The organism is Arthrobacter russicus (assembly GCF_031454135.1).
Taxonomy (GTDB): domain Bacteria; phylum Actinomycetota; class Actinomycetes; order Actinomycetales; family Micrococcaceae; genus Renibacterium; species Renibacterium russicum.
Genome location: NZ_JAVDQF010000001.1, coordinates 3,230,369 through 3,256,547 on the forward strand (window position 1 = coordinate 3,230,369; position 26,179 = coordinate 3,256,547).

29 protein-coding genes are annotated in these 26,179 nt (G+C 64.9%); 20 read left to right on the forward strand and 9 right to left on the reverse strand.

Annotation, left to right across the window (positions count from 1 at the left end; genetic code table 11):
- Positions 1 to 5: 5 nt before the first annotated feature.
- Positions 6 to 614 carry a class I SAM-dependent methyltransferase gene (locus tag JOE69_RS15185; protein ID WP_309801330.1) on the reverse strand — a complete coding sequence of 203 codons (609 nt, stop codon included), beginning with the start codon at positions 612 to 614 and terminating at the stop codon, positions 6 to 8.
- 518 nt (positions 615 to 1,132) lie between these two features.
- On the opposite strand from JOE69_RS15185, the gene hflX reads away from it, so the two are divergent.
- Positions 1,133 to 2,692, forward strand: coding sequence for a GTPase HflX (hflX, locus tag JOE69_RS15190; RefSeq protein WP_484793087.1), 1,560 nt, complete (start codon positions 1,133 to 1,135; stop codon positions 2,690 to 2,692).
- A 61-nt stretch (positions 2,693 to 2,753) separates the two neighbouring features.
- Positions 2,754 to 4,781 carry an ATP-dependent DNA helicase gene (locus JOE69_RS15195; protein ID WP_309801334.1) on the forward strand — a complete coding sequence of 676 codons (2,028 nt, stop codon included), beginning with the start codon at positions 2,754 to 2,756 and terminating at the stop codon, positions 4,779 to 4,781.
- 82 nt (positions 4,782 to 4,863) lie between these two features.
- Here JOE69_RS15195 and lexA read toward each other — a convergent pair whose 3' ends face one another.
- A complete protein-coding gene (gene lexA, locus JOE69_RS15200) occupies positions 4,864 to 5,604 on the reverse strand; it encodes a transcriptional repressor LexA (protein ID WP_309800094.1) in 741 nt (246 codons plus the stop codon).
- Between the two features lie 503 nt (positions 5,605 to 6,107).
- Between lexA and JOE69_RS15205 the strand changes: the two genes are divergently transcribed.
- The 8 genes from JOE69_RS15205 (at position 6,108) to JOE69_RS15240 (ending at position 12,311) form a co-directional block, all read left to right on the forward strand.
- The gene (locus JOE69_RS15205) at positions 6,108 to 6,362 is read left to right on the forward strand and encodes a LysM peptidoglycan-binding domain-containing protein (protein WP_309800096.1); all 255 of its coding nucleotides are present in this window, start codon (positions 6,108 to 6,110) and stop codon (positions 6,360 to 6,362) included.
- Between the two features lie 240 nt (positions 6,363 to 6,602).
- Positions 6,603 to 7,775, forward strand: a complete 1,173-nt coding sequence (locus JOE69_RS15210; protein WP_309800098.1) for a histidinol-phosphate transaminase — start codon at positions 6,603 to 6,605, stop codon at positions 7,773 to 7,775.
- Positions 7,772 to 8,374 (forward strand): imidazoleglycerol-phosphate dehydratase HisB, encoded by a 603-nt coding sequence (hisB, locus tag JOE69_RS15215; protein ID WP_296364137.1) that lies wholly within the window; start codon positions 7,772 to 7,774, stop codon positions 8,372 to 8,374. Before JOE69_RS15210 ends, hisB begins: the two co-directional genes overlap by 4 nt.
- Positions 8,371 to 9,033, forward strand: coding sequence for an imidazole glycerol phosphate synthase subunit HisH (hisH, locus tag JOE69_RS15220; RefSeq protein ID WP_309800102.1), 663 nt, complete (start codon positions 8,371 to 8,373; stop codon positions 9,031 to 9,033). Before hisB ends, hisH begins: the two co-directional genes overlap by 4 nt.
- Positions 9,030 to 9,188, forward strand: coding sequence for a CG2302 family histidine operon protein (locus JOE69_RS15225; RefSeq protein ID WP_296364139.1), 159 nt, complete (start codon positions 9,030 to 9,032; stop codon positions 9,186 to 9,188). The genes hisH and JOE69_RS15225 overlap by 4 nt, the downstream gene beginning before the upstream one ends.
- A gap of 30 nt (positions 9,189 to 9,218) precedes the next feature.
- Positions 9,219 to 9,953 (forward strand): bifunctional 1-(5-phosphoribosyl)-5-((5-phosphoribosylamino)methylideneamino)imidazole-4-carboxamide isomerase/phosphoribosylanthranilate isomerase PriA, encoded by a 735-nt coding sequence (gene priA, locus JOE69_RS15230; protein ID WP_309800104.1) that lies wholly within the window; start codon positions 9,219 to 9,221, stop codon positions 9,951 to 9,953.
- Positions 9,950 to 10,951: an SseB family protein gene (locus JOE69_RS15235; protein ID WP_309800107.1), complete on the forward strand. Its 1,002-nt coding sequence runs from the start codon at positions 9,950 to 9,952 to the stop codon at positions 10,949 to 10,951. Before priA ends, JOE69_RS15235 begins: the two co-directional genes overlap by 4 nt.
- A gap of 58 nt (positions 10,952 to 11,009) precedes the next feature.
- A complete protein-coding gene (locus JOE69_RS15240) occupies positions 11,010 to 12,311 on the forward strand; it encodes an MFS transporter (RefSeq protein ID WP_309800109.1) in 1,302 nt (433 codons plus the stop codon).
- A 23-nt stretch (positions 12,312 to 12,334) separates the two neighbouring features.
- On the opposite strand, the gene JOE69_RS15245 is transcribed toward JOE69_RS15240, so the two are convergent.
- Positions 12,335 to 13,255, reverse strand: coding sequence for an NAD-dependent epimerase/dehydratase family protein (locus tag JOE69_RS15245; protein ID WP_309800111.1), 921 nt, complete (start codon positions 13,253 to 13,255; stop codon positions 12,335 to 12,337).
- A gap of 132 nt (positions 13,256 to 13,387) precedes the next feature.
- Here JOE69_RS15245 and JOE69_RS15250 point away from each other — a divergent pair, with 132 nt between their 5' ends.
- Positions 13,388 to 14,098 carry a TetR/AcrR family transcriptional regulator gene (locus tag JOE69_RS15250; protein WP_309800113.1) on the forward strand — a complete coding sequence of 237 codons (711 nt, stop codon included), beginning with the start codon at positions 13,388 to 13,390 and terminating at the stop codon, positions 14,096 to 14,098.
- Between the two features lie 34 nt (positions 14,099 to 14,132).
- Here JOE69_RS15250 and JOE69_RS15255 read toward each other — a convergent pair whose 3' ends face one another.
- A complete protein-coding gene (locus JOE69_RS15255; protein WP_309800115.1) occupies positions 14,133 to 14,510 on the reverse strand; it encodes a DUF1844 domain-containing protein in 378 nt (125 codons plus the stop codon).
- A 289-nt stretch (positions 14,511 to 14,799) separates the two neighbouring features.
- Between JOE69_RS15255 and infC the strand changes: the two genes are divergently transcribed.
- The 4 genes from infC (at position 14,800) to JOE69_RS15275 (ending at position 17,649) form a co-directional block, all read left to right on the forward strand.
- The gene (infC, locus tag JOE69_RS15260; RefSeq protein WP_309801336.1) at positions 14,800 to 15,906 is read left to right on the forward strand and encodes a translation initiation factor IF-3; all 1,107 of its coding nucleotides are present in this window, start codon (positions 14,800 to 14,802) and stop codon (positions 15,904 to 15,906) included.
- Between the two features lie 108 nt (positions 15,907 to 16,014).
- Positions 16,015 to 16,209, forward strand: coding sequence for a 50S ribosomal protein L35 (gene rpmI / locus JOE69_RS15265; RefSeq protein WP_296364146.1), 195 nt, complete (start codon positions 16,015 to 16,017; stop codon positions 16,207 to 16,209).
- Between the two features lie 111 nt (positions 16,210 to 16,320).
- Complete coding sequence (gene rplT, locus JOE69_RS15270; protein ID WP_296364147.1) at positions 16,321 to 16,704, forward strand: 50S ribosomal protein L20; 384 nt, start codon at positions 16,321 to 16,323, stop codon at positions 16,702 to 16,704.
- Between the two features lie 78 nt (positions 16,705 to 16,782).
- Positions 16,783 to 17,649 (forward strand): TrmH family RNA methyltransferase, encoded by an 867-nt coding sequence (locus tag JOE69_RS15275; protein ID WP_309801338.1) that lies wholly within the window; start codon positions 16,783 to 16,785, stop codon positions 17,647 to 17,649.
- A 149-nt stretch (positions 17,650 to 17,798) separates the two neighbouring features.
- On the opposite strand, the gene JOE69_RS15280 is transcribed toward JOE69_RS15275, so the two are convergent.
- Complete coding sequence (locus JOE69_RS15280; RefSeq protein WP_296364148.1) at positions 17,799 to 18,068, reverse strand: GlsB/YeaQ/YmgE family stress response membrane protein; 270 nt, start codon at positions 18,066 to 18,068, stop codon at positions 17,799 to 17,801.
- A gap of 171 nt (positions 18,069 to 18,239) precedes the next feature.
- Here JOE69_RS15280 and JOE69_RS15285 point away from each other — a divergent pair, with 171 nt between their 5' ends.
- Together JOE69_RS15285 and JOE69_RS15290 are read left to right on the forward strand one after the other, a co-directional pair.
- Positions 18,240 to 19,202 carry a cation diffusion facilitator family transporter gene (locus JOE69_RS15285; RefSeq protein ID WP_309800118.1) on the forward strand — a complete coding sequence of 321 codons (963 nt, stop codon included), beginning with the start codon at positions 18,240 to 18,242 and terminating at the stop codon, positions 19,200 to 19,202.
- Between the two features lie 132 nt (positions 19,203 to 19,334).
- Complete coding sequence (locus tag JOE69_RS15290) at positions 19,335 to 19,802, forward strand: hypothetical protein (protein ID WP_309800120.1); 468 nt, start codon at positions 19,335 to 19,337, stop codon at positions 19,800 to 19,802.
- Here JOE69_RS15290 and JOE69_RS15295 read toward each other — a convergent pair.
- A complete protein-coding gene (locus tag JOE69_RS15295; protein ID WP_309800122.1) occupies positions 19,780 to 21,015 on the reverse strand; it encodes an MFS transporter in 1,236 nt (411 codons plus the stop codon). The genes JOE69_RS15290 and JOE69_RS15295 overlap by 23 nt on opposite strands.
- A gap of 93 nt (positions 21,016 to 21,108) precedes the next feature.
- Between JOE69_RS15295 and JOE69_RS15300 the strand changes: the two genes are divergently transcribed.
- Positions 21,109 to 21,558, forward strand: coding sequence for a (deoxy)nucleoside triphosphate pyrophosphohydrolase (locus JOE69_RS15300; RefSeq protein ID WP_309800124.1), 450 nt, complete (start codon positions 21,109 to 21,111; stop codon positions 21,556 to 21,558).
- A 15-nt stretch (positions 21,559 to 21,573) separates the two neighbouring features.
- Here the strand turns inward: JOE69_RS15300 and JOE69_RS15305 are convergent, their stop codons facing one another.
- A complete protein-coding gene (locus tag JOE69_RS15305) occupies positions 21,574 to 21,954 on the reverse strand; it encodes a bleomycin resistance protein (RefSeq protein WP_296364153.1) in 381 nt (126 codons plus the stop codon).
- A gap of 120 nt (positions 21,955 to 22,074) precedes the next feature.
- Here JOE69_RS15305 and JOE69_RS15310 point away from each other — a divergent pair, with 120 nt between their 5' ends.
- Complete coding sequence (locus tag JOE69_RS15310; protein ID WP_309800126.1) at positions 22,075 to 22,290, forward strand: DUF5302 domain-containing protein; 216 nt, start codon at positions 22,075 to 22,077, stop codon at positions 22,288 to 22,290.
- A 29-nt stretch (positions 22,291 to 22,319) separates the two neighbouring features.
- On the opposite strand, the gene JOE69_RS15315 is transcribed toward JOE69_RS15310, so the two are convergent.
- Complete coding sequence (locus tag JOE69_RS15315) at positions 22,320 to 23,549, reverse strand: Rv2578c family radical SAM protein (RefSeq protein WP_309800129.1); 1,230 nt, start codon at positions 23,547 to 23,549, stop codon at positions 22,320 to 22,322.
- A gap of 224 nt (positions 23,550 to 23,773) precedes the next feature.
- On the opposite strand from JOE69_RS15315, the gene JOE69_RS15320 reads away from it, so the two are divergent.
- Entirely contained in the window at positions 23,774 to 25,270 is a 1,497-nt protein-coding gene (locus JOE69_RS15320; protein WP_309800133.1) for a long-chain-fatty-acid--CoA ligase, read from the forward strand.
- Positions 25,271 to 25,302: 32 nt separating this feature from the next.
- On the opposite strand, the gene JOE69_RS15325 is transcribed toward JOE69_RS15320, so the two are convergent.
- The gene (locus tag JOE69_RS15325) at positions 25,303 to 25,974 is read right to left on the reverse strand and encodes an SIMPL domain-containing protein (RefSeq protein WP_309800136.1); all 672 of its coding nucleotides are present in this window, start codon (positions 25,972 to 25,974) and stop codon (positions 25,303 to 25,305) included.
- Between the last annotated feature and the right edge of the window lie 205 nt (positions 25,975 to 26,179).

The following is a 26,179-nucleotide window of genomic DNA, read 5'->3' on the forward strand; positions in this document are numbered from 1 at the left end:
CCGGTTCAGGCCGGCCGGTGCACCTGCAGGATCCGGAAGGATTTCGCGGTGCTGTGCCGGGCCACCTCCAGCTCCGGGAAAGTCTCGGCGAGCCAGCGCTGCAGCGAGTCCGAGCCCAGGTTCTTCTGCACCACCAGGTAGGCGCTGCCATCGGGAGCCAGCCGGGGGAGCCAGGTGTGCAGGATCCCGTGCAGCACTTCCTTGCCGACCCGGATCGGCGGGTTGGACCAGATGGTTTGGAACTGCAGGGTGGCGTCGATCTGTTCCGGCAGCCCGGTCCGGAGATTGGCCAGACCGAGGGCCGCGGCATTGTCCGCGGTCAAGCCGAGTGACCGTTCATTGACGTCCACTGCGTAGACCGTGGCGTTCGGGGAGTGCAGGGCCAGGCTCAGCGCGATCGGCCCCCATCCGCAACCGATGTCAAGCAGGTTGCCGGCTTCCGCCGGAGCGGGTGCCCCGGCGAGCAGGACGGCGGTGCCTTTGTCGACCCCGTCGGGCGAGAAGATCCCGGAATCCGTCTCCAGGAGGCGCTCCTGGCCGGCCAGGACGACCCGGAGTTCGCGGCGCTTGTGGCTGCTGCCGGGCTGGGCGCTGAAGTAATGATCGGACATCATGGCAAGATTACCGCACTGGATTGCGCCTGGTCTCGGCATCGCCGGACGGCTCCGGGTGGCGGTCATGGCCTGATATACTTGGAGCATGTTGATTTTCCTCTGATCCACCAAACGTTCTCTGCCGCTGTCTGTGCGGCGACGTTGGCCTGCTGAATCGCGTTGCACGCAGATTCGCCGCTGGAAATCCGAGGAATACCTGCCACCCCCTTTCTCGTTGCGCTGTTGCGCATTCCACTGTGAACGGCCCGACGACGCTTTTCGCCTGCCGCCGGCCAATCCCTGATCGCGCTCAAATACGCGCCATTGGACCAGGAAACCGAACTCCGCCGCGGTTGCGGACGCGTTTGCCGTTGCCGCCGATATCTCAGGAGGTCCCCATGACCGAACTCAAACCCCTTGCCGGTACCGGCAACACCGAAGACCGAACTGCCGGTGTTGTCAGTGCGCCGGACTACGATGGAACCCTCAGCTCTTCAAAGGAGAATATGACCACGCAGGAAAATGCCGAATCGTCAGCCATGCAGCCGGAATCCGGCAACCAGGACGCCGGGCAGGATATGAGCCCGGCGGAGATCCAAGCCGTCATCGACCGGATCCTCGCCAAAGACACCGGAGGCGAACTTCCCGAATCGGCTGCGGACGCGGGTGTCCTGGCTGGCCGGGCCCAGGCGTTGAGCCGCTTGGCGCGCGAACACGGCGATTACGACGGCGATCAGGAAGATCTGCAGGAACGGCGGGCGCTCGGCCGGGTCGCCGGGTTGTCGACCGAACTCGACGATGTCACCGAGGTCGAATACCGGCAGCTCCGGCTGGAACGAGTGGTGCTTGCCGGGTTGTGGAGTGAGGGGACTTTGGCCGACGCCGAGAATTCCCTCCGCGAATTGGCGGCGCTCGCGGAAACGGCGGGTTCGGAAGTCCTGGATGGCCTGGTGCAACGCCGCTCGAAACCGGATCCGGGGACTTTCCTCGGCTCTGGAAAAGCCCTCGAACTCAAGGACGTGGTTTCGGCGACCGGAGCGGACACCGTGGTGGTCGACGCCGAATTGGCGCCGTCCCAACGCCGCGCCTTGGAGGACATCGTCAAGGTCAAGGTGATCGATCGGACCGCCCTGATCCTGGACATCTTCGCGCAGCACGCGAAGTCGCGGGAAGGCAAAGCCCAAGTCGAATTGGCCCAGCTCGAATATCTCCTGCCGCGGTTGCGCGGTTGGGGCGAATCGATGTCCCGCCAGGCCGGTGGCCAGGTGGGCGGCGCCGGCGCCGGCATGGGGTCCCGAGGGCCTGGTGAAACCAAGATCGAGCTGGACCGGCGACGGATCCGGAGCCGGATGGCCAAGCTGCGCCGGGAAATCGCCGCGATGAAGCCCGCCCGGGAAACCAAACGGGCCAATCGCCGCCGTTCCGAAATTCCTTCAGTGGCGATTGCCGGATACACCAACGCCGGCAAATCGTCGATCCTGAACCGCTTGACGCATGCCGGAGTATTGGTGCAGAACGCGCTCTTCGCGACCTTGGACCCCACGGTGCGCAAGGCGGAAACCGCAGATGGGTTCGGCTTCACGCTGGCGGACACGGTCGGCTTCGTCCGTTCGCTGCCGACCCAGCTGGTGGAGGCCTTCCGGTCGACGCTGGAGGAAGTGGCGGATGCCGATTTGATCCTGCACGTGGTGGATGTGGCGCACCCGGACCCGGAAGGGCAGATCGCCGCGGTCCGGCAAGTGCTGGCCGAAGTCGATGCGCGGAAGATCCCGGAAATCATCGTGCTGAACAAAGCCGATGCCGCGGATCCGATCGTGGTGCAACGCCTGATCCAGCGCGAGCCGCATTCCGTACTCGTCTCGGCCCGGACCGGACAGGGGATCGAGGAACTCCTGGAGCTGGTCAGCCAGTCGATTCCCCGCCCGAATGTGGAACTGGAACTGTTGATTCCCTACGACCGCGGCGATCTGGTGAGCAAATTGCACCAATCGGATGCCGAGATCGTGGCTCAGGAACACCAGGAAACCGGAACCCGGCTCAGCGTCAAAGTGCGCGAGGGCCTGGCCGCGGAATTGGCGGCGTTCGCCGTCGAGGCGTGAGCATCTGATGGTTGACCCAACGATGACCGGCGTCGACCCGGACACGGTCGCGAAGGCCGGAATGAAAAACCCGGAGCAGCTATCGCTGGCCCTGCTGGATGCGGCGGTGAACGCCATGGGCGGGCAACAGCGTCCGGGGCAGCACGAAATGGTCCGGCAGGTGGTGCGTTCGATCGAGTCGGGCGACCACCTGCTGGTCCAAGCCGGGACCGGCACCGGAAAGTCGTTGGCTTATCTGATCCCGTTGATCGTGCATGCGCTCAACAATGACAAGCCGTCGCTGGTGGCCACTGCGACGCTTGCCTTGCAAGCCCAGATCGTGGGCCGTGATCTGCCCAAGCTGCTCGCTGCGATCGAACCGGAACTCGGCCGCAAAATCGACGTGGCGTTGGTCAAGGGCCGGAGCAATTACTTGTGTCGGCACAAGGTCTCCGGAGGCTTCCCCACCGACGAACCGGAAGACGGCCAGCTTTTCGCGTTGGGCGAAGACACCTCGGTGGTGCATTTGCCCGGTGCGGGGCCGGCGACCGCTTTGGGCAAAGAGGTGGTCCGGCTGCGGGAATGGGCCGAAGACACCACGACCGGTGATCGCGACGAGCTCAATCCGGGGGTCAGCGACAAAGCTTGGCGGCAGGTCTCGGTGACTTCGATGGAATGCCTCGGCTCGCAGAAATGCCCGATGGCATCGGACTGCTTCAGCGAACTGGCGCGGGCCCGCGGCGCCGAGGCCGATGTGGTGGTCACCAATCATGCGATGCTGGCGATCAGCGCCTTCGAGGGCTTGGCCGTGTTGCCGGAATACGACGTGGTGGTGGTCGACGAGGCGCATGAGCTGGTGGACCGGGTGACCAGCACCATCGCCGGCCAGCTGTCCGCGAACATGGTCACGGTTGCGGCCAGCGCGGCACGGAAGCACACCGCGATCAACGTCGACGGACTCAATGCCGCCGCGGTGGCACTGGAGGAAGTCTTTTCCGGGGTGCCCAGCGGCTGGCTCCCGGATGGTCTGGATGCGCGCCAGACCGATGTGGTCGGGATGCTCCGGGAGGCTTCCCGGGTGGCCCTGTCCGATTCCAAGGGCGAATCTTCGCAAGTGGCCGACGGTGGGCGCCAGATGGCCCGCTCCCGGCTGCTGCTCATTTTGGAGCTTTGCGAACGACTGATCGGGGCGGCCGATTCGGGCGAGGTGGTCTGGTTGTCCCGGCAGGGCGTATTCGACCCGAAACGCGGCTACTCCCCGGCCGACGAGTCCGAGCCGGGAACCATCAACATCGCTCCGTTGAGTGTCGCCATGAAACTCCGGGACGGGTTGTTCGGCGAACACACCGCAATTCTCACCTCGGCCACCTTGGCCATCGGCGCGGCGTTCGAGCCGACGGCGGGCGGCTTGGGGCTGCTGGGCGAAGGCGCACCGAGCTGGACCGGAGCGGATGTGGGCAGCCCCTTCGACTATCCGAAACAGGGCATGCTCTACGTCGCGGCGCATTTGGCGAAACCGGGCCGGGGCAATTCGCCGGAGCAGCTCGACGAACTCGAGGCCTTGATCCGGGCTTCAGCCGGCGGAGCGCTGTGCCTGTTCTCGTCGCGGAAAGCCGCCGAGGACGCGGCCGCGGAACTGCGCAGCCGGTTGGATCTTCGGATCCTCTGCCAAGGCGAAACGTCGATGGCAGCTCTGGTGCGGCAGTTCGAGGCCGAACCGGATACCTGCCTCTTCGGTACCATGTCGCTGTGGCAGGGGGTCGATGTGCAAGGCGCTTCCTGCCGCTTGGTCACCATCGACCGGATTCCGTTTCCGAGGCCGGATGATCCCTTGATGACCGCCCGGACCAGGGCGGTGGCCCGTTCCGGAGGGAACGGCTTCATGTCGATATCCGCCACCCACGCGGCGATCCGGCTCGCCCAAGGCGCCGGCCGGTTGATCCGCTCGTCGAGCGATCGGGGAGTGGTAGCCATTTTGGATTCCCGTTTGGCAACCGCACGCTACGGCGGGTTCCTCCGCGCGGCGCTGCCGCCGTTCTGGGCGACTACGGACCGCAAAATCGCCTTGGCCGCACTCGAACGGCTTGCTCCGAAAACGCCGGCGAAATGAGTCCAGGCGTGGAGCTCCACCCCTTGAAACGGCTTCGATAAGGGGTAAAACTCCACGCCCGACCGGGACTAGAGCGGGTTAGTCAGAGCGCACGCAGAACTGAAACGACTTTGCCCATGATCGTGGCGAAATCCCCCAGAATGGGCTCGTACTGGGTGTTCTGCGGGAGCAGCCAGGTGTGACCGTCGCGTTGCCGGAAAGTCTTCACCGTGGCCTCGTCGTCGAGCAGCGCCGCTACGATATCGCCGTTGATCACATCGTTCTGCCGTCTGACGACTACCCAATCGCCGTCGCAGATCGCCGCATCGATCATCGAATCACCGGCGACCTTGAGCATGAACAGCTCGCCGTGGCCGACCAACTGCCGCGGCAAAGGCATCACGTCTTCGACCACCTGGTCCGCCAGGATCGGCCCGCCGGCGGCGATCCGGCCGACCAAGGGAACCATCGCGGTGTCCTGGGCGCTGCCCAGTTCCGCCACGTTCAAGCCTTTGGCAGTGCTGCGCAGACTCGTGGTGTCGGCGACACCCTCGATGTCCACCGAACCCTCCTCGAGGGTCAGCGGAATCAGCACTTCCATGGCCCGGGGGCGTTTAGGGTCGCGGCGCAAGTAGCCTTGTTTCTCCAATTGCGACAGTTGGTGCGTCACGCTGGACAGGCTGGCCAGGCCGACGACGTCGCCGATCTCGCGCATCGAGGGCGGGTATCCGTTGGAACTGATCGAGCGCTGGATGCATTCGAGGATCTTCTTCTGCCGCATCGTAAGCCCCTTCAACCCGGTGCGCCGGGGAAGTGCACCGTTCGAACTCTCCTGTGCTGCCATGCCGATCCGCCCTTTCAGAGCCCTGAGCTGCTTGTCTAACGGTCTGTCCAAAACGCCGCCGAACATTGCTCCGGCGGAAGCCGGAGACCTGCCGGGGCAAAACTGTCGGTGCTCGCTGATGGACTGTCTCCATGAACGAAAACCGCACCGATCCAGGGGTTCCCGGACTCAGCAGCCCTGCTGTGGCCCGGATCCTCGGATCCGCTGACTTCACGGTAAGTCACCGAGGGCAAGAATTCAAACATATGTTCTAGCGAGTCTTGGCAAGATTCGATGATGTGTGCTAAAAATATATCAGACGATTCGAAAACATGTTCTATCGACGGAGAATCCGGCCTTAGATCACTGGACTAGGTATTCGAATCGATGACAGGAAGGTGGCAGCAATGTCGGCAATCAGTATTCATTCGGTATCCAGGGTCTCCACCGGAGTTCCGGCCCGAGGAGGCCAACGTTCGCTTCGATTGACTCGACGCGGGAGGTTAGTTTTCATCGGTTTGCCGATGCTCCTGCTCGCGGTGGCCGCGCTGGTCCTGTCGGGCTTCTTGACTGCCCCTTTGAAAGCCGGAGTCGATGTCGGGGCCGGATCCGCGACATCGAAAGTGACCGTTGGTTCAGGCGAGTCGATCTGGTCGATCGCGGCCGATAGCGGGGTCAACCGGGACCTTCGGGACGTCGTCGCCGAAATCGTTCAATTGAACGAATTGGGCAGCTCCGTCCTCTCGCCCGGCCAGCAGATTTTCGTTCCGACCAAATAGCGGTCGAACGGTCGGCCCGGCCAAGGCCTGGTCAGATGGCCTGACGCCAACCGCACTATTTACAACTTCATGCCGCCGTCACCAGATGGGCCCCCGACGTTGGGACGTCGGGGGCCCATCGCCGTCAAGCGCTGTCTTGCCAAGCGGCAATACCGGCACGGTGGTTGAACCGTGACGATGGCGCTTCACCTTGTTTCGATGCTTTTCGCGGCCCGATAACGGCTCGCCTAGACTGGATCGGTGAGTGAACAAGCATCTGAAGACCGGCTCGATCGGTTGGGCGCCTTGCCGATCAGAGACGACCTGCGCGGATTGGTGCCTTATGGCGCCCCGCAGCTGGACGTACCGATTCTGCTCAATGTCAACGAAAACACCCATGGTGTGCCAGATGATGCCCGGAAAGCGATTCTCGCTGCGGTGGAAGCTGCGCTGGCCGGGTTGAACCGCTACCCGGACCGCGAGTTCACCCGGTTGCGCGAGGCTCTGGCCGATTACCTCGGACACGGGCTGGCCGCCGAGAACATTTGGGCCGCCAATGGGTCCAATGAGGTTCTGCAGCAAATCCTGCAGGCTTTCGGCGGTCCGGGGCGAAGCTTGTTGAGCTTCCCGCCGACCTATTCGATGTACCCTTTGCTGGCCAGCGGCACCGGAACCGAATACCTCGCCGGGCGCCGGGCCTCGGACTTCTCGCTGAGTGCGGATTCGGCTGCGGCCCAGGTAGCGGAACACCGACCGAATCTGGTGCTGCTTTGTTCGCCGAACAACCCCACCGGAACGGCATTGGGCTTGGACGTGGTGGAAGCGGTGTACGCAGCCGGCGAAGCTTCGCAGACCATGGTGGTGGTGGATGAGGCGTATGCCGAGTTCGCGCAACAAGGGACGCCCAGTGCTTTGGAACTGCTGCCGGGCCGGAACCGCTTGATCGTCTCGCGGACCATGAGCAAGGCCTTCGCCCTGGCCGGTGCCCGGCTGGGTTATCTCGCTGCCGCGCCGGAAGTGGCGGACGCGTTGCGCCTGGTCCGGCTGCCTTACCACCTCTCGGCGCTGACTCAGGCGACCGCGGTTGCCGCACTGCAGCACTCGGCTTCGTTGCAGGCGAACGTGGCGGACATCAAGCTGCAGCGTGATCGGATCGTGGCTGGTCTGCAGGATCTGGGATTGACCCCGGCACGGTCCGATGCGAACTTCGTCTTCTTCGGCTCGGTGCCGGATCCGCGTGCGGTCTGGCAGGGCCTGTTGGCTGCCGGAGTGCTGATCCGCGACGTCGGGATCCCGGGCAGCCTGCGGGTCACTGCGGGAACTGAGGCGGAGACCAGCAAGTTCCTCAGCGTGCTCGCAGGTCTGCTGGGCACTGGCCCGGCCGCGGATTCCGTAGACTGGACCCATACCCGCAACGACAAAGGATTGCCATGAGCTCGCGCATTGCCCGGCTGGAACGGAGCACCTCCGAGTCTTCCGTCTTGGTGGAACTGAATTTGGACGGTACCGGCCAGTCCGAGATCGAAACCACGGTGCCGTTCTACAACCACATGCTCACGGCGTTGTCGAAGCACTCGCTGATCGACCTCACCGTGCGGGCCAGCGGCGATACGGACATCGATGTGCACCACACGGTCGAAGACGTGGCGATCAGCTTCGGCGAAGCTCTGCGGACGGCCTTGGGCGACAAAGCCGGCATCCGTCGTTTCGGCGAAGCGAGCGTGCCGCTCGATGAGGCTTTGGCACACGCTGTGGTCGATGTCTCCGGCCGACCCTACCTGGTGCATGGCGGTGAACCGGCGGGCCAGGAATACCACCTGATCGGCGGTCATTTCACCGGTTCCTTGACCCGCCACGTCTTCGAAGCGATCACCCTGCACGCCCAGATCTGCTTGCACATGCGGGTTCTGGCTGGACGCGATCCGCACCACATCGTGGAGGCGCAGTTCAAGGCTTTCGCCCGCGCGTTGCGGGCTGCGATCGAATCGGATCCCCGGGTCGACGGAATCCCGTCCACCAAGGGCTTGTTGTGAAACCCACGGTAACGGTCCTCGACTACGGCTCCGGAAATGTTCGTTCCGCGGTCCGTGCCCTGGAACGTGCCGGTGCCGAGGTGACGTTGAGTGTTGCTCCGCACGACGTCCTGGAAGCCGATGGACTGGTCGTGCCCGGCGTCGGCGCCTTCGCCACCGTGATGAAGGAGCTGCGCCAGGTCGACGCGCTCCGGATGATCGGGCGACGGGTCGCCGGCGGCCGGCCGGTGCTGGCGATCTGCGTCGGCCTGCAAGTGCTTTTCGAGAACGGGGTGGAGCACGGCAACTCGGAACCCGGCATGGGCGAATGGCCGGGCACGGTGGAACTGCTGCCGGCCGAGGTGGTTCCGCACATGGGCTGGAACACCGTCGAAGCGCCCGAAGACAGCATGCTGTTCGATGGCATCCGGGATGAGCGGTTCTACTTCGTGCACTCCTATGGCGTGCAGAAATGGGACTTCGACGTGACCCAGCCGAAAATGCGTCCACCCAAAGTCACCTGGAGCGAGCACGGCGCCAAGTTCATTGCAGCGGTGGAGAACGGTCCGCTGTGCGCCACCCAATTCCATCCGGAGAAATCCGGCGATGCCGGTGCCCGATTGCTGCGCAATTGGGTCGGCTCACTGAAGATTTCCGAACGGAAGCAGGTAACTGAATGATCTCGCTCCTCTTGATGGGCTTGGGCGGTTTGATGATCGGCGGGGTGATCGCTTTCTGGCAGCAGAAGGTGCCGCGCTGGGTGCCGGTCTGCTTCGCCTTGGTCGCGGTTTTGGCCTTCGTCGCCGCATATCTGTTCACGATCAACCCCCAATAGCCGGAACCCGAAGAAAGAACCCGAGGAACCATGACCGAGCACATTCTCGAACTCCTGCCTGCCGTCGACGTCGCCGATGGCCAGGCTGTGCGCCTGGTGCAAGGCGAAGCCGGCAGTGAAACGAGCTACGGCGCGCCGCTCGACGCCGCCCTCGCCTGGCAGCACGATGGTGCGGACTGGGTCCATCTGGTCGACTTGGATGCGGCATTCGGTCGGGGTTCGAACCTCGAATTGCTCCGTGAAGTAGTCGCGCAGCTCAACGTCAAAGTCGAACTGTCCGGCGGCATCGGGGATGACGCTTCGCTGGAAGGCGCTTTGGCTCTGGGCGCCGCACGGATCAACCTGGGAACTGCCGCGTTGGAGGATCCGGAATGGACCGCCCGGGCGATCGCCCGCTTCGGCGACAAGATCGCGGTCGGTTTGGACGTCCGGGGGACCACGCTTGCCGCCCGGGGCTGGACCCGGGATGGCGGGGACCTCTGGGAAGTGCTCGCCCGCTTGGAAGATGCCGGATGCGCCCGGTACGTGGTCACCGATGTGACCAAGGACGGCACCCTCCGTGGACCCAACCTCGAACTGCTCCGCGAAATGCTGGAGCGGACCGACAAGCCCGTGGTGGCTTCGGGCGGCATCTCCAGCCTGGACGATTTGGCGCAGCTCAGAGAGCTGGTACCGCTCGGCCTGGAGGGGGCGATCGTGGGCAAAGCCCTCTACGCCGGGGCGTTCACCCTGCCCCAGGCCTTGGACGTCGCCGGACGCCGATGAGCACCGGGCAGCCGGCGCTGCCGCCGCATATCGCGGCAGCCCTGCGCGGCGCCGGCGGTACTGCCGATACCGCAGGCCAACCCTGGTCCGGCCGGGATCTGGCGCAACCCGACGGGGCCCGGCCCTATCACCGGTTCGACGCCGACGACGGCAGCCAGGACGAGGGTTTCCGGCTGGCCCATGCGGCGCTGCGGGCCGGAACCGGGACCGAGGCCGACGTCATGGCGAGCCTGGCTGCCGCCCGGGTCTTCGTGCCGATCATCGCTACTGCGACCGAGCTGGCCGGAAGCGGTGCGGAACCGGTTCCGGAGGCAGCGGACAGCGGGCATCTGCACGGCGACAAAGAGTCCGAAATGGCACTGGTGACCGTGCTCGCCCCGGATGGCAGACGCGCGCTCCCGGTGTTCAGCACGACGGAGAATCTCACGGCCTGGCACCCGCAAGCCCGGCCGGTGGCGGTATTCGCCCCGCGGGCCGCGCTCTCCGCGGTCGCCGAGGCGGCCCAGCTGATGGTGCTGGACCCGGGTGCGGCAACCACCTTCGTGGTGCGCCGCCCGGGCCTGTGGGCGCTGGCCCAGCAACGTCCGTGGACGCCGAGCTACGCAGACGCGCAGCTGCACGCCGAAGTGCGCCGGTTGCTGGCCGAAGCGGCGCTGGAAATGTCGGCGCGCGGCGATAGACTGGGTGGTCTGGCAGCAGCTGCTGCAGAACCCGGTTTTTTGCTCGGCATGGACTTGCTGCCCGGCACCGGAATCCGCTCGACGGGGGTCGACGGAACGGTGTATTCGGGCGGTGGCGCCGGCCCGGAGTTGCGCCTGGTATTGCTGCTTCGTCCAGGGCTGAGATCGGAATTCCTCAACGGATTCGTCTCCCTGGCCCAGGAAGCCTTGGCCGGGAATGAGATCTTTGCCGAGCGGGTTGATTCTTTGGAAGTCAGCGTGCAAAGCGCAAGCAGTGAAACAGCAATGGACCCCGAAGGTCCGCATTACGGAAGATAGCGTCGACGGCACTGCGGGGCAGCCGATCGCCGCCCGAGCACAGTGAAGGTGGACCGCAGTGGATTTCGGCCAGTACCGCGCGCTTTTGAGCGTTCCGGCGATTCGGCGGCTTTTGATCGTCGCGATGCTGGCCCGGGTCCCGCACGCTGCGGCCGGTATGGTGCTGACGCTGCACGTGGTCAATACGCTGGGGCTGGGATATGTCGCCGCCGGCGGAGTCACTGCCGCGGTGACCATCGGGATTGCCTTCGGCGGTCCGTGGCGGGGCAGGCTCTTGGACAAGAACGGATTGCGCCGGACGCTGGTGGCTTCGATCATCGCGGAAGTCGTAGTGTGGTCGATTGCGCCGTTCCTGCCGTATTGGCTCCTGATCGTCGCCGCCATGATCGGCGGTGCCTTGGCGGTCCCGATTTTCACCCTGGTCCGTCAGGCCATGGGAGTGATGGTCTCGGCCCAGCAGCGGCGGACCGGATACGCCTTGGATTCGATCGGCACCGAGCTCACCTTCATGGTGGGCCCGGCTGCAGGTGTCGCCTTGGCCACCGTGAACACGTATGCGGCCCTGATCGCGATCGGGATTGCCGGTTCCTTGGCCGGGTTGTTCCTCTTCTGGTTCAATCCGCCTACCCGCAGCGGCCAACCCGGGGCATACCTGGATGCGGCAGAGTACGCTGCCGAAACCACCGAGTCCTTCGAGGAGTTGGCTCCGGCGGAAGCGGCTGCCGGAGTGCCCTTGCCGGACAGCGGACGGTTCCGGCGCATGGCCGACCGGATGTTGGACAGCCTGTCTTGGATGAACATCGCGATCCTGTCGGTTCTGGCCGCCGCGGTGGGCACCGGGATCACGCTCAGCGGTACCGACGTCGGCATCGTCGGAGTGCTTCGGGAACACGGGCAGCAGAACCAGATCGGCATCGTCTTCCTGGTCTGGGCCGGGGCTTCGCTGGTCGGGGGACTGGTCTACGGGTCGTTGCACCGGAAGGTGAATCCGCTCTGGCTGCTTGCCGCGATGGCCGTGCTGACTGTCCCGATGGGTTTCGCCAGTGAAACCTGGGCGGTGGCGCTGCTGAGCATTCCACCGGGACTGCTGACCGCGCCCACTCTCTCCTCGACGTCGGAATGGATCGCCGATCTGGTGCCGGAGCAACGCCGCGGCGAGGCGATGGGCTGGTTCGGCTCCTCGATCACGCTCGGCAATGCGATGGGTGCGCCGCTGGCCGGAGCGGCGATCGACATGGTCGGCCCGTGGGCCGGTTTCGGCACGGTGGGCGTGATTTCGGCGGTGTTGGCGGTGAGCGGGCTGATTGCCCGAGGCGTGCGCTTGCGCTCGGCCGGAGCGGCGGCCGAGCGCGCCGACTGAGCGTTGTGCGGCCGGCCCGGCGGCTACTGCTTGAGCGAAGCCAGGGTGACCTCCAAGGCGGCGTCCAAAGGAGTGGCCCGCAGGCCGAGGAGTTCTTCGGTCTCGCTCGAGTCGGCGATGAATTCGTGCGTGAACTGGTAGCTGCTCGCCGCGACCTCACGCAGTTGGGCGCTGAAGGCGCCGATCCCGCGCAACGCCCAGCTGGGAATGCCGACCACCCGGCCGGTCGTGCCGGTGCGCCGGGCGAGCAGGCCGGCAATGCTCTTGCGGTCCAGATCAGTGGAATGCGGTGTGATCCAGGCCCGGCCGAAGGCGGATTCGGTTCGGGCTGCCGCCACCAGGGTCGCCGCGATGTCCGGGAGGAAGGCCCAGCTGTGCCGGAGCCGGGGATTGCCAACGACCCAGGCGGTCTTGCCGGCCAGCAAAGGGGCGAAGAACTCGGTGCCCAAATGTGCGGTGCCGCCGCCCGCGCCCGGCCCGAAGTAGTCGCTGGCCCGGATCTCGGTCGCCTGGACTTCGCCCCGCCGGTGTGCCGCGAAGATCGCGTCCGAAAGCTCCGCCCGGATCTGGCCCTTGCGATCGGCCGGCCGGAACGGCGTGCTCGCGGTCATCGGGCCGTCGGGGATCCCATGCGCGTAGAGATTGCCCATCAAGACCAACCGGGCTCCGGTCTCCCGGGCGGCAACCATGACCGACTCGCCGATCGGCGGCCATTCCTCGGCCCAGTTCGGGTACGGCGGATTCGTGCAGACGAAAATCGTCTCCGCACCGATCGCTGCGGTTCGGACCGCATCGGCATCGCTTGCGTCCAGTGCCGTCGCGGCAGCGCCGGGCAAAACCGTGCCGCGTCGGGTTCCGACCGTCACTTCGTCGCCGGATGCCAGCAGCTGACGGGTGAGCTCGGCGCCGATCAGGCCGGCTCCGAGGATGAATTGTTTGGCCATGATGTCTCCTAGCGAGAAGTTCCCAGTTTGTGTGAGCGGTGCTCTCTGAAATGACGATAATGGACGGTTTGGAAAAGTGCAAGATCACTGCTCACATTTGTCTCAAGTGATCTCAAATGTCAGAATGAAGGCATGGTAGAGCAGAAAACGGCCCAGCCGACGGCGCGTGGCGTCCGGGCCCGCGCCCGGGAACAAGTCTTGGCCGAAATCTTGACCCTGGCCGACGCGCAGTTGCAGGCCAAAGGCGCTTCCGAGCTGTCTTTGCGGGCGATTGCCCGGGAGCTGGGCATGGTTTCGTCGGCGATTTACCGCTATTTCCCCAGCGCCGAGGCGTTGCTCACCGCGCTGATCATCCGTTCCTACAACGAGCTTGCCGAGGCTGCCCAGCAGCATTTCGACGCCGCAGCCGGCGGCGACCGGCTGGCGCGTTTCCTCGCCGTGTGCCACGGCAGCCGGGACTGGGCTTTGGCCAATCCGCATCGTTATGCGTTGATCTACGGTTCTCCGGTGCCCGGATACCAGGCACCTCAGGAGACGGTCGAGCCGGCCGGGCGGGTGGGCTGGCTGATGCTGACGAGCGTCGCCGGTGCCGAAGGCGTCGGGCTGCGGCTTCCGCCGGACGGCTGGCCGCAGGAGCGGGATCTGCTGGCTGCCAGGCTGGGCGAATTCTTCGGCGGAGTTTTGGACGCCGATCAGATCAGCGTGGGCGTTGCCGCCTGGAGCCATCTCTTCGGCCTGATCAGTTTCGAACTGTTCGGCCATTTCGTCGGATCGGTCACGGACAATCGGGTGTACTTCGAAGCCGTGATGCGCAACTGGGCTGCGCAGCTGGGCCTCGAATGAGCGGCCGGGCGGAATGGCGCGGCGCGTCCACCGGTCAGTTGACTGCGCCGGTGAACTTCTCGCCGGGTCCCTGGCCGGGAGCGTCCGGGATGATCGAAGCCTCGCGGAAGGCCAATTGCAGCGAACGGAGCCCGTCACGCAACGGTCCGGCGTGTTGACTGCCGATTTCGGGCGCGGCCGCGGTGACGAATCCGGCCAGGGCGGTGATCAGTTTGCGTGCTTCGTCGAGATCTTTGAGCGATTCGGCGTCCGGCCCTTCGGCCAGCCCGACCTTGACCGCCGCTGCGCTCATCAAGTGGACCGCCGCCGTCGTAATCACTTCGACGGCGGGCACTTCGGCGATGTCCCGGATGGCGGAAGCCGGTTCGGTGGGCGCGGAGGCGGACTCTGGATTACGGTCGAAGCTGCTCATACTGCTAAGCTTGTCATAGACCGGCTGGAAGTCGTTATTCAATCGTGGGTAAAACCGCGACCGGATGCGGGGTTTCAGCTTGCAAGCGGAGCACTCTCCCACCTATCGACCCGCACGCGGTTTTCGCGCAGCGGAGTTGCCGGGTAACAGGTCGGCCCTCCGGGAACATCCCGGAGGCGAGCCGTATCTACGAGGCCTTCGATTGCACCGGCAGTCGGAGGCCTTCTCTTATGCCCGGTGTCTGATACCTACGTAGAACTTACAGGAGTCACACATTAGCGAGCCACGAATCAATGATCGGATCCGCGTCCCCGAGGTGCGGTTGGTAGGACCAGCAGGCGAGCAAGTTGGCATTGTCCGTATTGAGGATGCCCTGCGCCTGGCCGCTGAGTCGGACCTGGATCTGGTTGAGGTAGCACCGATGGCCAAGCCGCCGGTGTGCAAACTCATGGATTTTGGCAAGTACAAGTACGAAGCCGCGGTCAAGGCGCGTGAGGCCCGGAAGAACCAGACCAATACGGTTCTGAAGGAAATCCGCTTCCGGCTCAAGATCGACAAGCACGACTACGAGACCAAGACCGGCCACGCGCTGCGCTTCCTCGGTGCCGGCGACAAGGTCAAGGCCATGATCCAGTTCCGCGGCCGTGAGCAGCAGCGCCCCGAAATGGGCATCCGCCTGCTCAACCGGTTCGCCGAGGACGTCGCCGAAGTCGGCGCCGTGGAGTCCACTCCGCGGATCGACGGCCGCAATATGGTCATGGTGATCGGGCCTTTGAAGAACAAAGCGGAAGCCAAGGCCGAGGCACGCCGGGAAGCCCAGCGAGCCGAAGCGAAAGCGCAGAACGCGGCAGGCAAAGACGGGTCAGTGCGGGACGGATCCGCGAAGCTGGATGTCAAGAACGGCGCCGGTCCGATGACGCAGAGCCTTGCGGATCTGCTGCCGGACGGTCTGAATCTGGGCAGCCCGGCTGCCGAAGAGGTCGTCGAGTCGGTTGCCGCCGATCCGGCGATTGCGGCCGATGCCGCCGCTGCGCAGGCTGCGGAGATCGCCGAAGACGTGGCAGAAGCCGAGTCGAAGCAAGATCGTAAAAAGGACGAAGCCGCAGCCGAGGCTGCAGCTGAACCGGTTGCGGAAAAGCCGGCGAGCAAGCCTGCCGCGGCAAAGAGCCCGGCGGCCGCCAAGCCGGCTGCCGCGGCCAAGCCCGCAGCGACGGCCAAACCGGTGGCGGCGAAGCCGGCGGCAGCAGCCAAACCGGCAATGCCGAAGCCTCCGGCAAAGCCGGCTGTGCCGAAGCCTGCAGCGGCCAAGCCGGCCGCTGCGGCCAAACCTGCCACGCCCAAGCCGGCAACCAGCCGGGCGGCGAAAGCAGAACCCAAAGACTCACCGAAGAGCTGACTGTTCCGGCAACGGAGCGCGTCAACAAAACAATCGCCAGCAGCCCGCCGGGTTGCTGCCTGAGAACTACTGGCTGATGCCGGTGGAGATGTAAGGAGATCGGTTCCCATGCCGAAGATGAAGACCCACAGCGGCGCCAAGAAGCGCTTCAAGCTGACCGGCAGCGGCAAGCTGAAGCGCCAGCAGGCGAACCGCCGTCACTACTTGGAGCACAAGCCTTCGACGCTGACCCGTCGTCTTGCCGCAGACAAGACGGTTGCCCCGGCCGATGCCAAGAACATCAAGAAGATGCTGGGCATCTAACTCATTCAACCCGGCCGTTCCGACGGCCATACCCAAACGCCTTCTCAGGCAAGTCTTCGGTTGAAGTGCAGTTGATCAGAGCTTGAGAGCATTACCAAAAGGAGTACGCACGTGGCACGTGTGAAGCGGGCAGTAAACGCCCACAAGAAGCGTCGGGTCATCCTCGAACGCGCAAAAGGTTACCGTGGACAGCGTTCGCGCCTGTACCGCAAGGCAAAAGAGCAGCTGCTGCACTCGTTCGTGTACAGCTATGCTGACCGCCGCAAGCGCAAGGGCGATTTCCGTCGCCTCTGGATCCAGCGCATCAACGCTGCCTCCCGCGCCAACGGCCTCACCTACAACCGCCTGATCCAGGGCCTGAAGGCCGCTTCGATCGAGGTCGACCGCCGGATGCTCGCCGAATTGGCCGTGAACGACGCCGCTGCTTTCGCCGGCCTGGTCAAATTGGCCAAAGACGCCTTGCCCGCGGACACTTCCGCACCGGTGGCCAGCTAGTCTGCAGACTACGGCGCAGCTTAGGTGCGCTATGGTTTTCGAGTGACTAACGACGACGGGCGCCCGCCAGCAATCCCCATGACCAACCCCGGTGCAGACCGGGTGAAGGACGTGGCCAAGCTGGCAGGGCGCCCTTCGCGTACCCGGCGGAAGCAATTCCTGGCCGAGGGGCCGCAGGCGGTGCGGGAAGCGCTGAAAGCGCACCGGGAATGCCTGGCCGCCGGCGGCACCGTAGTGGTGGACGAGGTCTACGCGAGCCGGGAATGCCTGGACCGGTACCCGGAATTCGAAGAGCTCGCCGAGGGCCTGCTGAGCATCCGGATCGCCAGCGAACTCGTTCTGGCCGCGATGACCGACACCGTCCACCCGCAGGGCATCGTGGCGGTCTGCCGATTCGTGGATGTGCCGCTGGCCGAGGTGCTGAGCCGCAAGCCCAAACTGATCGCGATGCTCTGCCGGATCCAGGATCCGGGCAACGCCGGTACCGTGCTCCGCGCTGCGGACGCCGCCGGGGCGGACGCGGTGATCTTCAGCGCTTCGAGCGTGGATGTCTACAACCCGAAAGCGGTCCGCAGCACGGTGGGCTCGTTGTTCCACCTTCCAGTGGTGCTCGGCGCCGAGGTGGCCGAGGTGGCCGCACAATGCCGGGCCGCGGGCATCGGAGTGCTGGCCGCCGACGGCTACGGAGCGCTCAACCTCGATCAGCTGCAAGACGAATCGGCCGCGCGCAGCTTCGACCAGGAAACCCCGGAGTCCGGATACTGGTTGGAGAAGCCGAGCCTGTGGCTGTTCGGCAACGAAGCCCAAGGCCTGTCCACGGCGGAATTGGAATCATCGGACTACCGGGTTGCGGTCCCGGTCTACGGTGCGGCGGAAAGCCTCAATGTCGGCACCGCGGCCACCGTGTGCCTCTACGCCAGCGCCCGGGCACAACAGCGCGGCTGAGGATTCCCGGCCGGTAGCCCGCCAAAACGTCTGCACCCAACCCGTAAGCCACGCCCGTCCGATTCGACGGTTCAGGGGCCAGGACGTCGGTGCCCACTGAACCAGTGAATTGGACGGGCGTAGGTGGGTGTTGCTAACGGAAAATCGGTTCAGGCGTGGGATTTCCGCCCGGTGATGGCGCCCCAGATGCCGGCGACCACGAGGCCGCCGATGATCGCGAAAATCCAGGTGCCGAGATGGAAGAATCCGGAAATCGCATTGCCGCCGAAGACCAGACCGGAGATCCAGCCGCCGACGATTGCGCCGACGATGCCCAGCACCAGGCTGGTGATCCAGCCACCGGTCACTTTGCCGGGCATGACGGCTTTGACGATCGCGCCAACAATGAGGCCAAGAATGATCCAACTAATGAAACCCATGACTCCTCCTTCATAGAGAGCTGACGGATTCAACGCTACGCCTGTCCGGCTGCTTTGCGTATGCTTGCTGCGAGTAACGATTTGGGGCGTGTCGGGTGTGGCGACCGGGCCGAAAGTCACAAAAACATTGCGGATGCTGCTGCGGCCGCAGGATCACCGAGGAGAACCCAGATGTCCACCGAAGGCGGAAACAAGGCCATCATTGCGGCGCTTTCGGCGAATCTGGCCATTGCAGTGCTGAAGTTCCTGGCCTTCCTGTTGACCAGATCATCGTCGATGCTGGCCGAATCCATCCACTCCGTGGCGGATTCGGGGAACCAGCTGCTGCTCCTGCTGGGCGGCAAACGCGCCAAACGCCAGGCCAGCCCGGAACACCCCTTCGGCTACGGCCGGGAACGCTATCTCTATGCCTTCATTGTTTCCATCGTGCTGTTCAGCGTCGGCGGGCTGTTCGCGCTCTACGAAGCCGGGGAGAAGTTCCACGACCCGCATGGTTTCGAAGGACCTTGGTGGTGGGTGCCCTTGGCCGTGCTGGTCGGAGCAATCGTCTTGGAAGGCTTTTCCTTCCGGACCGCAATCCGGGAATCGAATCGCAGCCGCGGGCGGCGCTCCTGGTTCTCGTTCGTCCGGACCGCCAAGGCCCCCGAACTGCCGGTGGTCCTGTTGGAGGATTCGGCGGCGTTGCTCGGCTTGCTCTTCGCGCTGTTCGGCGTCTCGATGACGTTGCTGACCGGCGACGGCATCTGGGATGCGGTCGGCACTGCCTTGATCGGCCTACTCCTGGTCCTGGTTGCGGTAGTGCTCGCGATCGAGACGAAGTCCCTGCTGCTGGGCGAGTCCGCCACCGCGGAGCATGTGGCTGCCATCGAGGACGCTTTGCTGGGCCCGGGAGTCAGCCGGATCATCCACCTCAAAACCCTGCATTTGGGTCCGGAGGAATTGCTCGTGGCGGCCAAGATCGCGGTGCCGGATTCGGATACCGGGGCCGCCATCGCCCAGGCGATCAACGATGCCGAACGTCGGGTCCGCCAAGCCGTGCCGATTGCCAAAGTCATCTATTTGGAACCGGATATCTTCAGCGCAACCGAGGCCGCGGAGCCAATCGGCACCGGTCCCGATCGGCCTGCATCCTGAGCAGCGCCCCGGGCACCCGGTTTCTGCCTGGTAACGAAGCGACCGCAAGCGGAACCATTTGTGCGGTTTGCCGGTTGAGCCAAGGTAACCGGCCGTTCCGGAACGGCATCGAAGCTCTGATGGGGGAAGACTGTGCAAAATTCGATTTTCGGCAAGGCCACGCTGCTGGCAGCTGCGGTTGCGGCGGTTTTGGTGTTGAGCTCTTGCGGCAACAATGCATCCAGTGGAGGCGCCGCTTCTACGGTGCCTCCGAGCAGTGCAACGAGCTCGGCGACGCCGTCGGCGACGCAGAACTTTCCGTCCGCACTGCTCCAGACACCGCCGCAGAGCACGGTGACCAAGCGGTCCTTGGAACTGATCGAGCCGATGTATGCGGCGACCATGAATGTGGATACCGGCTTGGACCAGGCGGCAGTGTTCGATTTCTACACCGCCTCGCTGACCGCCGCCGGTTTCACTCCGGCCAATGACCGGCCGCTCGCCGACGCCACCGGACGCAGTTTTTCCCGCGGCGCGGAAAAGGTCGACGTGATCTTCGGCTTGGCCGCCTCCAACGCGTTCTCGGTAGTGGCGAGCCTCAGTGCCGGCTCGGTTGGTTGAGTCGTTCCCGGGACTCCGCGGCGCTGCGCGCTGCGGCCCGATCGACCCGGCCGCTCAGCAGGGCTATGCCCAGGCCGAGCACCGCCAACCCGGCACCGACCAGCGCGGGCGCCACATAGCCCCACCCCCAGGCGATGACCAGGCCGCCGAGGAACGCCCCCAGCGCGTTGGCGATGTTCAGTGCGGAGTGGTTCATCGAGGAGGCCAACGACGGCGCCCCGGGCGAAACGTCGAGCAACCGGGTCTGCAAGGCCGGGACCAGCATCGAGCCGGAGGCACCGATCAGCAGCACCAGCGGGAGTGCGGACCAAACTTGGTGGACCGCGACGCTGAACACCAACAGGACGACGGCGATCACGCCCATCATGAGGTAGATGCTGCCCATCACCGAACGGTCCGCCAACCGCCCGCCCACGATATTGCCCAACACCATCCCGATGCCGTACAGCGCGACCACCAGCGGCAGCCATTCGGCGGCCAGCCCGGTGACTTCGGTCATGGTCGGCGCGATGTACGCGTACACCGCGAAAAAGCCTCCGAAGCCGACGATCCCGATCAGCAGCGCCAACCAGACTTGCACCCGTTTGAGTGCACCGAGCTCGCCGCGAATCGATGCGCCGACTGCGGCGGGCTGGGCCGGCACGGAGATCCAGATGCAGAGCACGGTCAGTGCCCCGATCAGGGCGACCAGGACGAAGAGCAGGCGCCAGCCGAATTGCTGGCCGAGGAAGGTCGCCGCGGGGACGCCGATGACATTGGCGATGGACAGGCCGAGCATCACCATGGAGATGGCCCGGCCGCGTTTGCTGGGCGCGACCAGTGACGCCGCAACCACGGCCGCGACCCCGAAAAAGGCGCCATGCGGCAAGCCGGAGATGAACCGGGTGATGAAAAGCGACCAGAAGTCGTTCGCGAAGAAGGACGAGAAGTTCCCCAGCGTGAACAGGCCCATCAGGGCCAGGAGCACACTTTTGCGCGGCAGCTTGGCGGCGACCGCGGCCAAGACCGGAGCGCCGATCACCACGCCGAGGGCGTAGGCGGAAATCAAGTGCCCGGCGTCCGGAATGCTCACCCCGACGCCTTCGGCGACATTGGGCAGCAGGCCCATCATGGCGAACTCGATGGTGCCGATGCCGAATCCGCCCATGGCGAGCGAAGCGATGGCCAGGGCGACGTGACGGGGTGAATATCCGTGCTGCGGATGCTGTTGCATGGGGGAGGGATCTTTCCGAGGTGGTGAGTGCGCCTCTATTCCATCACGTCGCGGTCCGTAAACTGGTGTCGTGACGACGAAACATGGTGGCCGGTGAACTCGGCCAGTGCTGGCAATACCGCGGCCAAGCTGATCGTCGGTGCCGCGATCGTGGATGACCTCGCTGCGCCGAGCCGGATTCTGGTCGGCCGGCGAAGTGCTCCGGAGGCTCTGGCCGGGATGTGGGAGTTCCCGGGGGGAAAGGTCGAGCCCGGCGAGGAAGCGCTTGCTGCGCTGCATCGGGAGCTCCTCGAGGAACTCGGAATCACGGTTCGGGCCGGTGCCGAATTGGCCGCACCGGGCCTCCCGGCATGGCCGCTCGCGGGCACTGCGGTCATGCGGGTCTGGTTCGTGCAGATCGAATCCGGAGTTCCGACCGCACTGGAAGACCACGACGAGTTGCGTTGGCTGGATTTGGCCGACCCGGAGCCGTTGCGTGCGCTGCCGTGGATTCCGGCGGATGGTCCGATTGTGGCCGAACTCGTCCGGCTCACCCGGGGCTGAAGTCCGAACCCGGGATCAAGCGATTTTGTGCGCGAACCGCATCAGATTCCCGTCCGGGTCCACGTGGGCACCTTCGCGCAATCCGTACTCGGTATCCACCGGCAGGCTCGTGGGGCAGCGGATCTCGGCAGCATCCGATACCGCTTTCCACTGGGCCGCCAGTGCATCCGCATCGTCGACTTCGATGAAGGCCGAGGAAAAGTTGGTTTCCGGGTCGATGCCCGGAGCTTGCCACAAGTGGATCCGGATGTTGCCGAGTTTGGCGTAGGCATAATCTTCATCGCCGTCGTATTTGGCGACCTCGAAGCCCAAGGCGGCGTAATGCCTGATCGACCGCTCTACGTCGAGCACGGGGAAGACCGGAGCAATTTGTTCGAAGGCGACGCTATTGACCATGTGCCGAGCCTATCCCGCGCCCGACCAGGATTGCCAGCATATGTGCCCGGACCCGAACTGTGCCAGACTTGTCTTTTCGGCAGTGGTCGGAAGCCGGCAGTTTCAAGCAAGGAGAGCCAGATGTCAGCATCGGGGCAGGATCAGAACGCTTCCACGGAGGACCATTCGGCCAGCGAGCAATCGGCCAGTGAAGACACGAAACGTAAGTTTCGGGAAGCACTGGAGAAGAAGAACGCGAAGCACCACGCAACCGTAGAAGCCTCGCAGAACACCAAAATCAGCACCGCACACGCTTCAGCCGCGACGAAGCGTGAGTTCCGCCGCAAGAGCGGCTAACCGACGGGCCTTCCCGGCCGGCAGAGCATTCAGAAAAGCATCGGTTCGGCGGTCTGGCCGGGTGTCCCGTTTCCGGGCCGCCGACCAGGCCGCTGTCCGGTGCCGGCGGTTGGCCGGCTGCCGGAGTCCTGGTGGCTCCGGGGAGCCCGCACCGGCCAGCGCCCGGATTCCACGGGTTCCGGCAAGCTGCCTTCCGGATATCGGGCTTCTTCGACCCGCGCATCGAGCACCGTTCGGTGCATGTACGCCTGGGTCCCGGCGAAGCCGTGCCGGGCTTTGGCAGCGTTGACCCGGTGCGCCAGCCACTGCCGGTACTCCTTCGGCGCGTATGATCCGGAGCCGAAGAGCCCGCGGTACTTGGGCACCAACTGCGGATAGTTCTTACCGAGCCAGGACATGAACCAATCCCGGGTGCCGCTGCGCAGGTACACTGCGCCGGCCGTGACGCCGGTGGCCCCGGCGGCAGCCAATGCGCCGAAGAGCGAATCCAAAGCTTCTTCGCTGTCCGTGAGCCAGGGCAGGATCGGCATGGCCATCACACCGCAGGGGAGTCCGGCTTCGCGCAGCTTTGAAATCAACGCCAGCCGGGCCTTGGGCGTGGGGGTGCCCGGTTCGATGACCTTGCCGAGAGCCTCATCGGTCAGCGCCAGCGAAATGCCCATGCCGATGGGTATCTGCCGCGATGCGGCTTTGAGCGCCGGGATGTCCCGGCCCAGCAGGGTGCCTTTGGTCAGGATCGACAGTGGAGTGCCGGAGTCCGCCAGCGCGGAGATGATTCCAGGCATCAAGGCGTAACGCCCTTCCGCGCGTTGGTAGGGATCGGTATTCGTGCCGAGTGCCACGTGATGCCGCCCCCAACCGGGTCTGGCCAATTCGCTGCGCAGCACCTCCACCGCATTGACCTTCACCACCACCTGGGAATCGAAGTCGAGCCCCGGGTCGAAGTCCAAGTAGGTGTGCGACTTCCGGGCGAAGCAGTAAACGCAGGCATGGGAGCAACCGCGGTAGGGGTTGATCGTCCAACTGAACGGCATCGTGGAAGACTCGGGGACTTTGTTCAACACGGATTTCGCGGCGACTTCGTGGAAGGTCACGCCGGCGAACTCCGGAGTCCGCACCGTGCGCAGAAACCCTTGCATCGGCAACAGCGCAGCTTGGCCGAGCGGTGCGGCAGCGTGCTCTGCTGCTGCCGCACCGGATTGGCCTCCCGGCAGGTCCAGAGCCATTTGGCGGGTGACGTCCTGGGATTGCCATCGCATGCTGTTATTCGAACATAAATGCTATGCAATTTCAAGCAAATTAGAAAATGGGTTCTAATCATGGAAGCTCGCCGAACCGTGTCCGGCCGGCCCTCGGCGGAGTCGGGGAAGGGAACTGGCGGCCAGGCCAGGTCGTTACGCTGTGTGATGAGGGGCACATTATTCGCACCGGTTGGGGCTTGCGGCGGTCGACGCCGGACGTCCCGTGGACAAAGGAGACCACCATGCCGAACGTGGCAAGCATTCTGCGCAATTCCGCGGCGGCTCACCCGGACGCTATTGCGATCAAGCTGGACGACATCGAGCTCAGTTACGCGGCGCTGGACCAGTTGAGCGCGAAGCTCGCCGGGATGCTGGCGGCCAAAGGGATCGCCAAGGGCGACCGGGTAGCCATCGTGAGCCCGAACATCCCGCAAATGCCGGTGGTCTACTACGGCATCCTGCGCTACGGTGCGGTGGTGGTACCGCTCAACCCGCTGCTCAAATCCCGCGAGGTGGCGTACCACCTGCAGGACTCGCAGACCTCTTTGGTGTTCGCTTGGGAAGGCGTGCTGGCCGAGGTGGCTCCGGGCGCGGAAGCGGCCGGAGCCGATCTGATCAGCATCGACGCCTTGCTGATCCCGACCTTGTCCGGCCATGAAGCGCTCAGCCCGATCACTGAGGCGGCGGGGGACGACACTGCAGTGATCCTCTACACCTCGGGTACCACCGGGCGGCCCAAAGGGGCCGAGCTGACGCATTCGAATCTGCTCGGCAATGCCGAGGTCTCCCGGAGCCTGCATGATGTCGGCGTGGGCGACGTGATTTTCGGCGGGCTGCCGTTCTTCCACATCTTCGGCCAGACCTGCGCGTTGAACGAGGCGATCATGTCCGGAGCCACGGTCACTTTGCTGCCGCGCTTCGATCCGGCCAAGGCCCTGGAGATCATCCAACGGGACCAGGTCACGATCTTCGAAGGCGTGCCGACGATGTACATCGGTTTGCTGCGAGTCCCGGACCGGGAACGGTTCGACCTTTCCAGTTTGAAAGTCGCAGTCTCCGGCGGCGCGGCGCTGCCGCTCGAAGTGCTCCGGGAGTTCGAATCGGCTTTCGGGGCACCGATCCTGGAGGGCTATGGTTTGTCCGAAACGTCTCCGGTGGTCAGCTTCAACCAGCGGGACGGCATCCGCAAAGCCGGCTCGATCGGCACCGCAGTGCGCGGTGCGCAACTGCGCATCATGAACGACGACGGCGAGCCGGTGGCGGCCGGGGAGGTCGGCGAAATGGCGGTGGCCGGGCCGTATGTGATGAAGGGGTATTGGCGGAACCCGGAGGCCACGGCGGCCGCGATCCGGGACGGCTGGTTCTACACCGGAGACCTGGCCAGGCAGGACGAAGACGGCGTGTACTTCATCGTGGACCGCAAAAAGGACATGATCCTGCGCGGCGGCTACAACGTCTACCCGCGCGAGGTCGAAGAGGTGCTCTACCAGCATCCGGCGGTGGCCGAAGCCGCGGTGATCGGCCGTCCCGACCCGGACCACGGCGAAGAGATCATTGCCGTGGTGGCACTCAAGGCCGATGCCCCCGGTGCGGCACCGCCGGAGCAGCTGGCGGAGGAAATCCGGGATTTCGTCAAGGACCGGATCGCCGCTTACAAGTACCCGAGGGAGGTCCGGATCGTCGAAGCGCTGCCAAAGGGCCCGACCGGCAAGATCCTCAAACGGGAGATCAAGGCCTAGCCGGGCCCAGTGGACTGCTCCGGCGGCTCAGTTCAGACCAGTTCCCAGGTTGCGGTGACACTCGCGCCGACACTGCTTTCGCCGGCTTCGATCGGCATCGCGACCTCTGCGGCATAGGACATCCGGCGCATCGGCACCGGTCCGGAGCCGGTGTCCTGACCCTCCGAGATGGCCAGCACCCGGCCCAGTTTCCGGCCGGCCAACTCGGCAAAATGGTTGGCATTGCGGGCCGCATCGGCCCAAGCCAAGGTCCGGGCCTGTTCGGCGACCTCGCCGGGATCGGAGATTTCCGGCTGCAAGCCGTTGAGCCGGACGTCGTTGCCGCCGGCTTCGACGATTTTCGCAATCACCTGCTGCGCGCTGTCAGAAGCTCCGTCCTTGAAGCCCATCCGGACGGTCAAGGTGCTGGAGCAGGTGTAGCCGGTGACCACATTGCCCTTGTCCTCCTGCCATACGGTTTCGGAGCGCAGCGAAAGGCCGCTGGTGGCGCTGTCTTTGCGTTCGACGTCGGCTGCGGCCAAAGCCTGCTGCACCGCCTGCATCGAACGGGCCGCATCCTGATAGGCGCCCACCAAAGTGCGGCGGCTGACCTCCACGCTGATATTGAGCGTCAGCACGTCGGGGGCTTGGCTGGCCCGTCCGTGGCCGGTCACGGTGACGGTGTTGTTCGGGCTGTACTGATCCATTGGGTTGTTCTGGTCCATCGGAACTCCTGTCAGTGGGGCTGATGACTCCCACGCTAACCGTCGGAGCTGGGCTTTCCCAGTGCTCCGCGACGGCTTCCGCTCACCGCGAAGCCGAGCCGCCCGCCCGCGGCGGCTGCCCGGGCGGGCAGATCCGCATGGCAGATTCACGGCTGGGCGGTCGGAATGAATAGACTAATGGCGGCATTCCCACGACCAAGGTGCG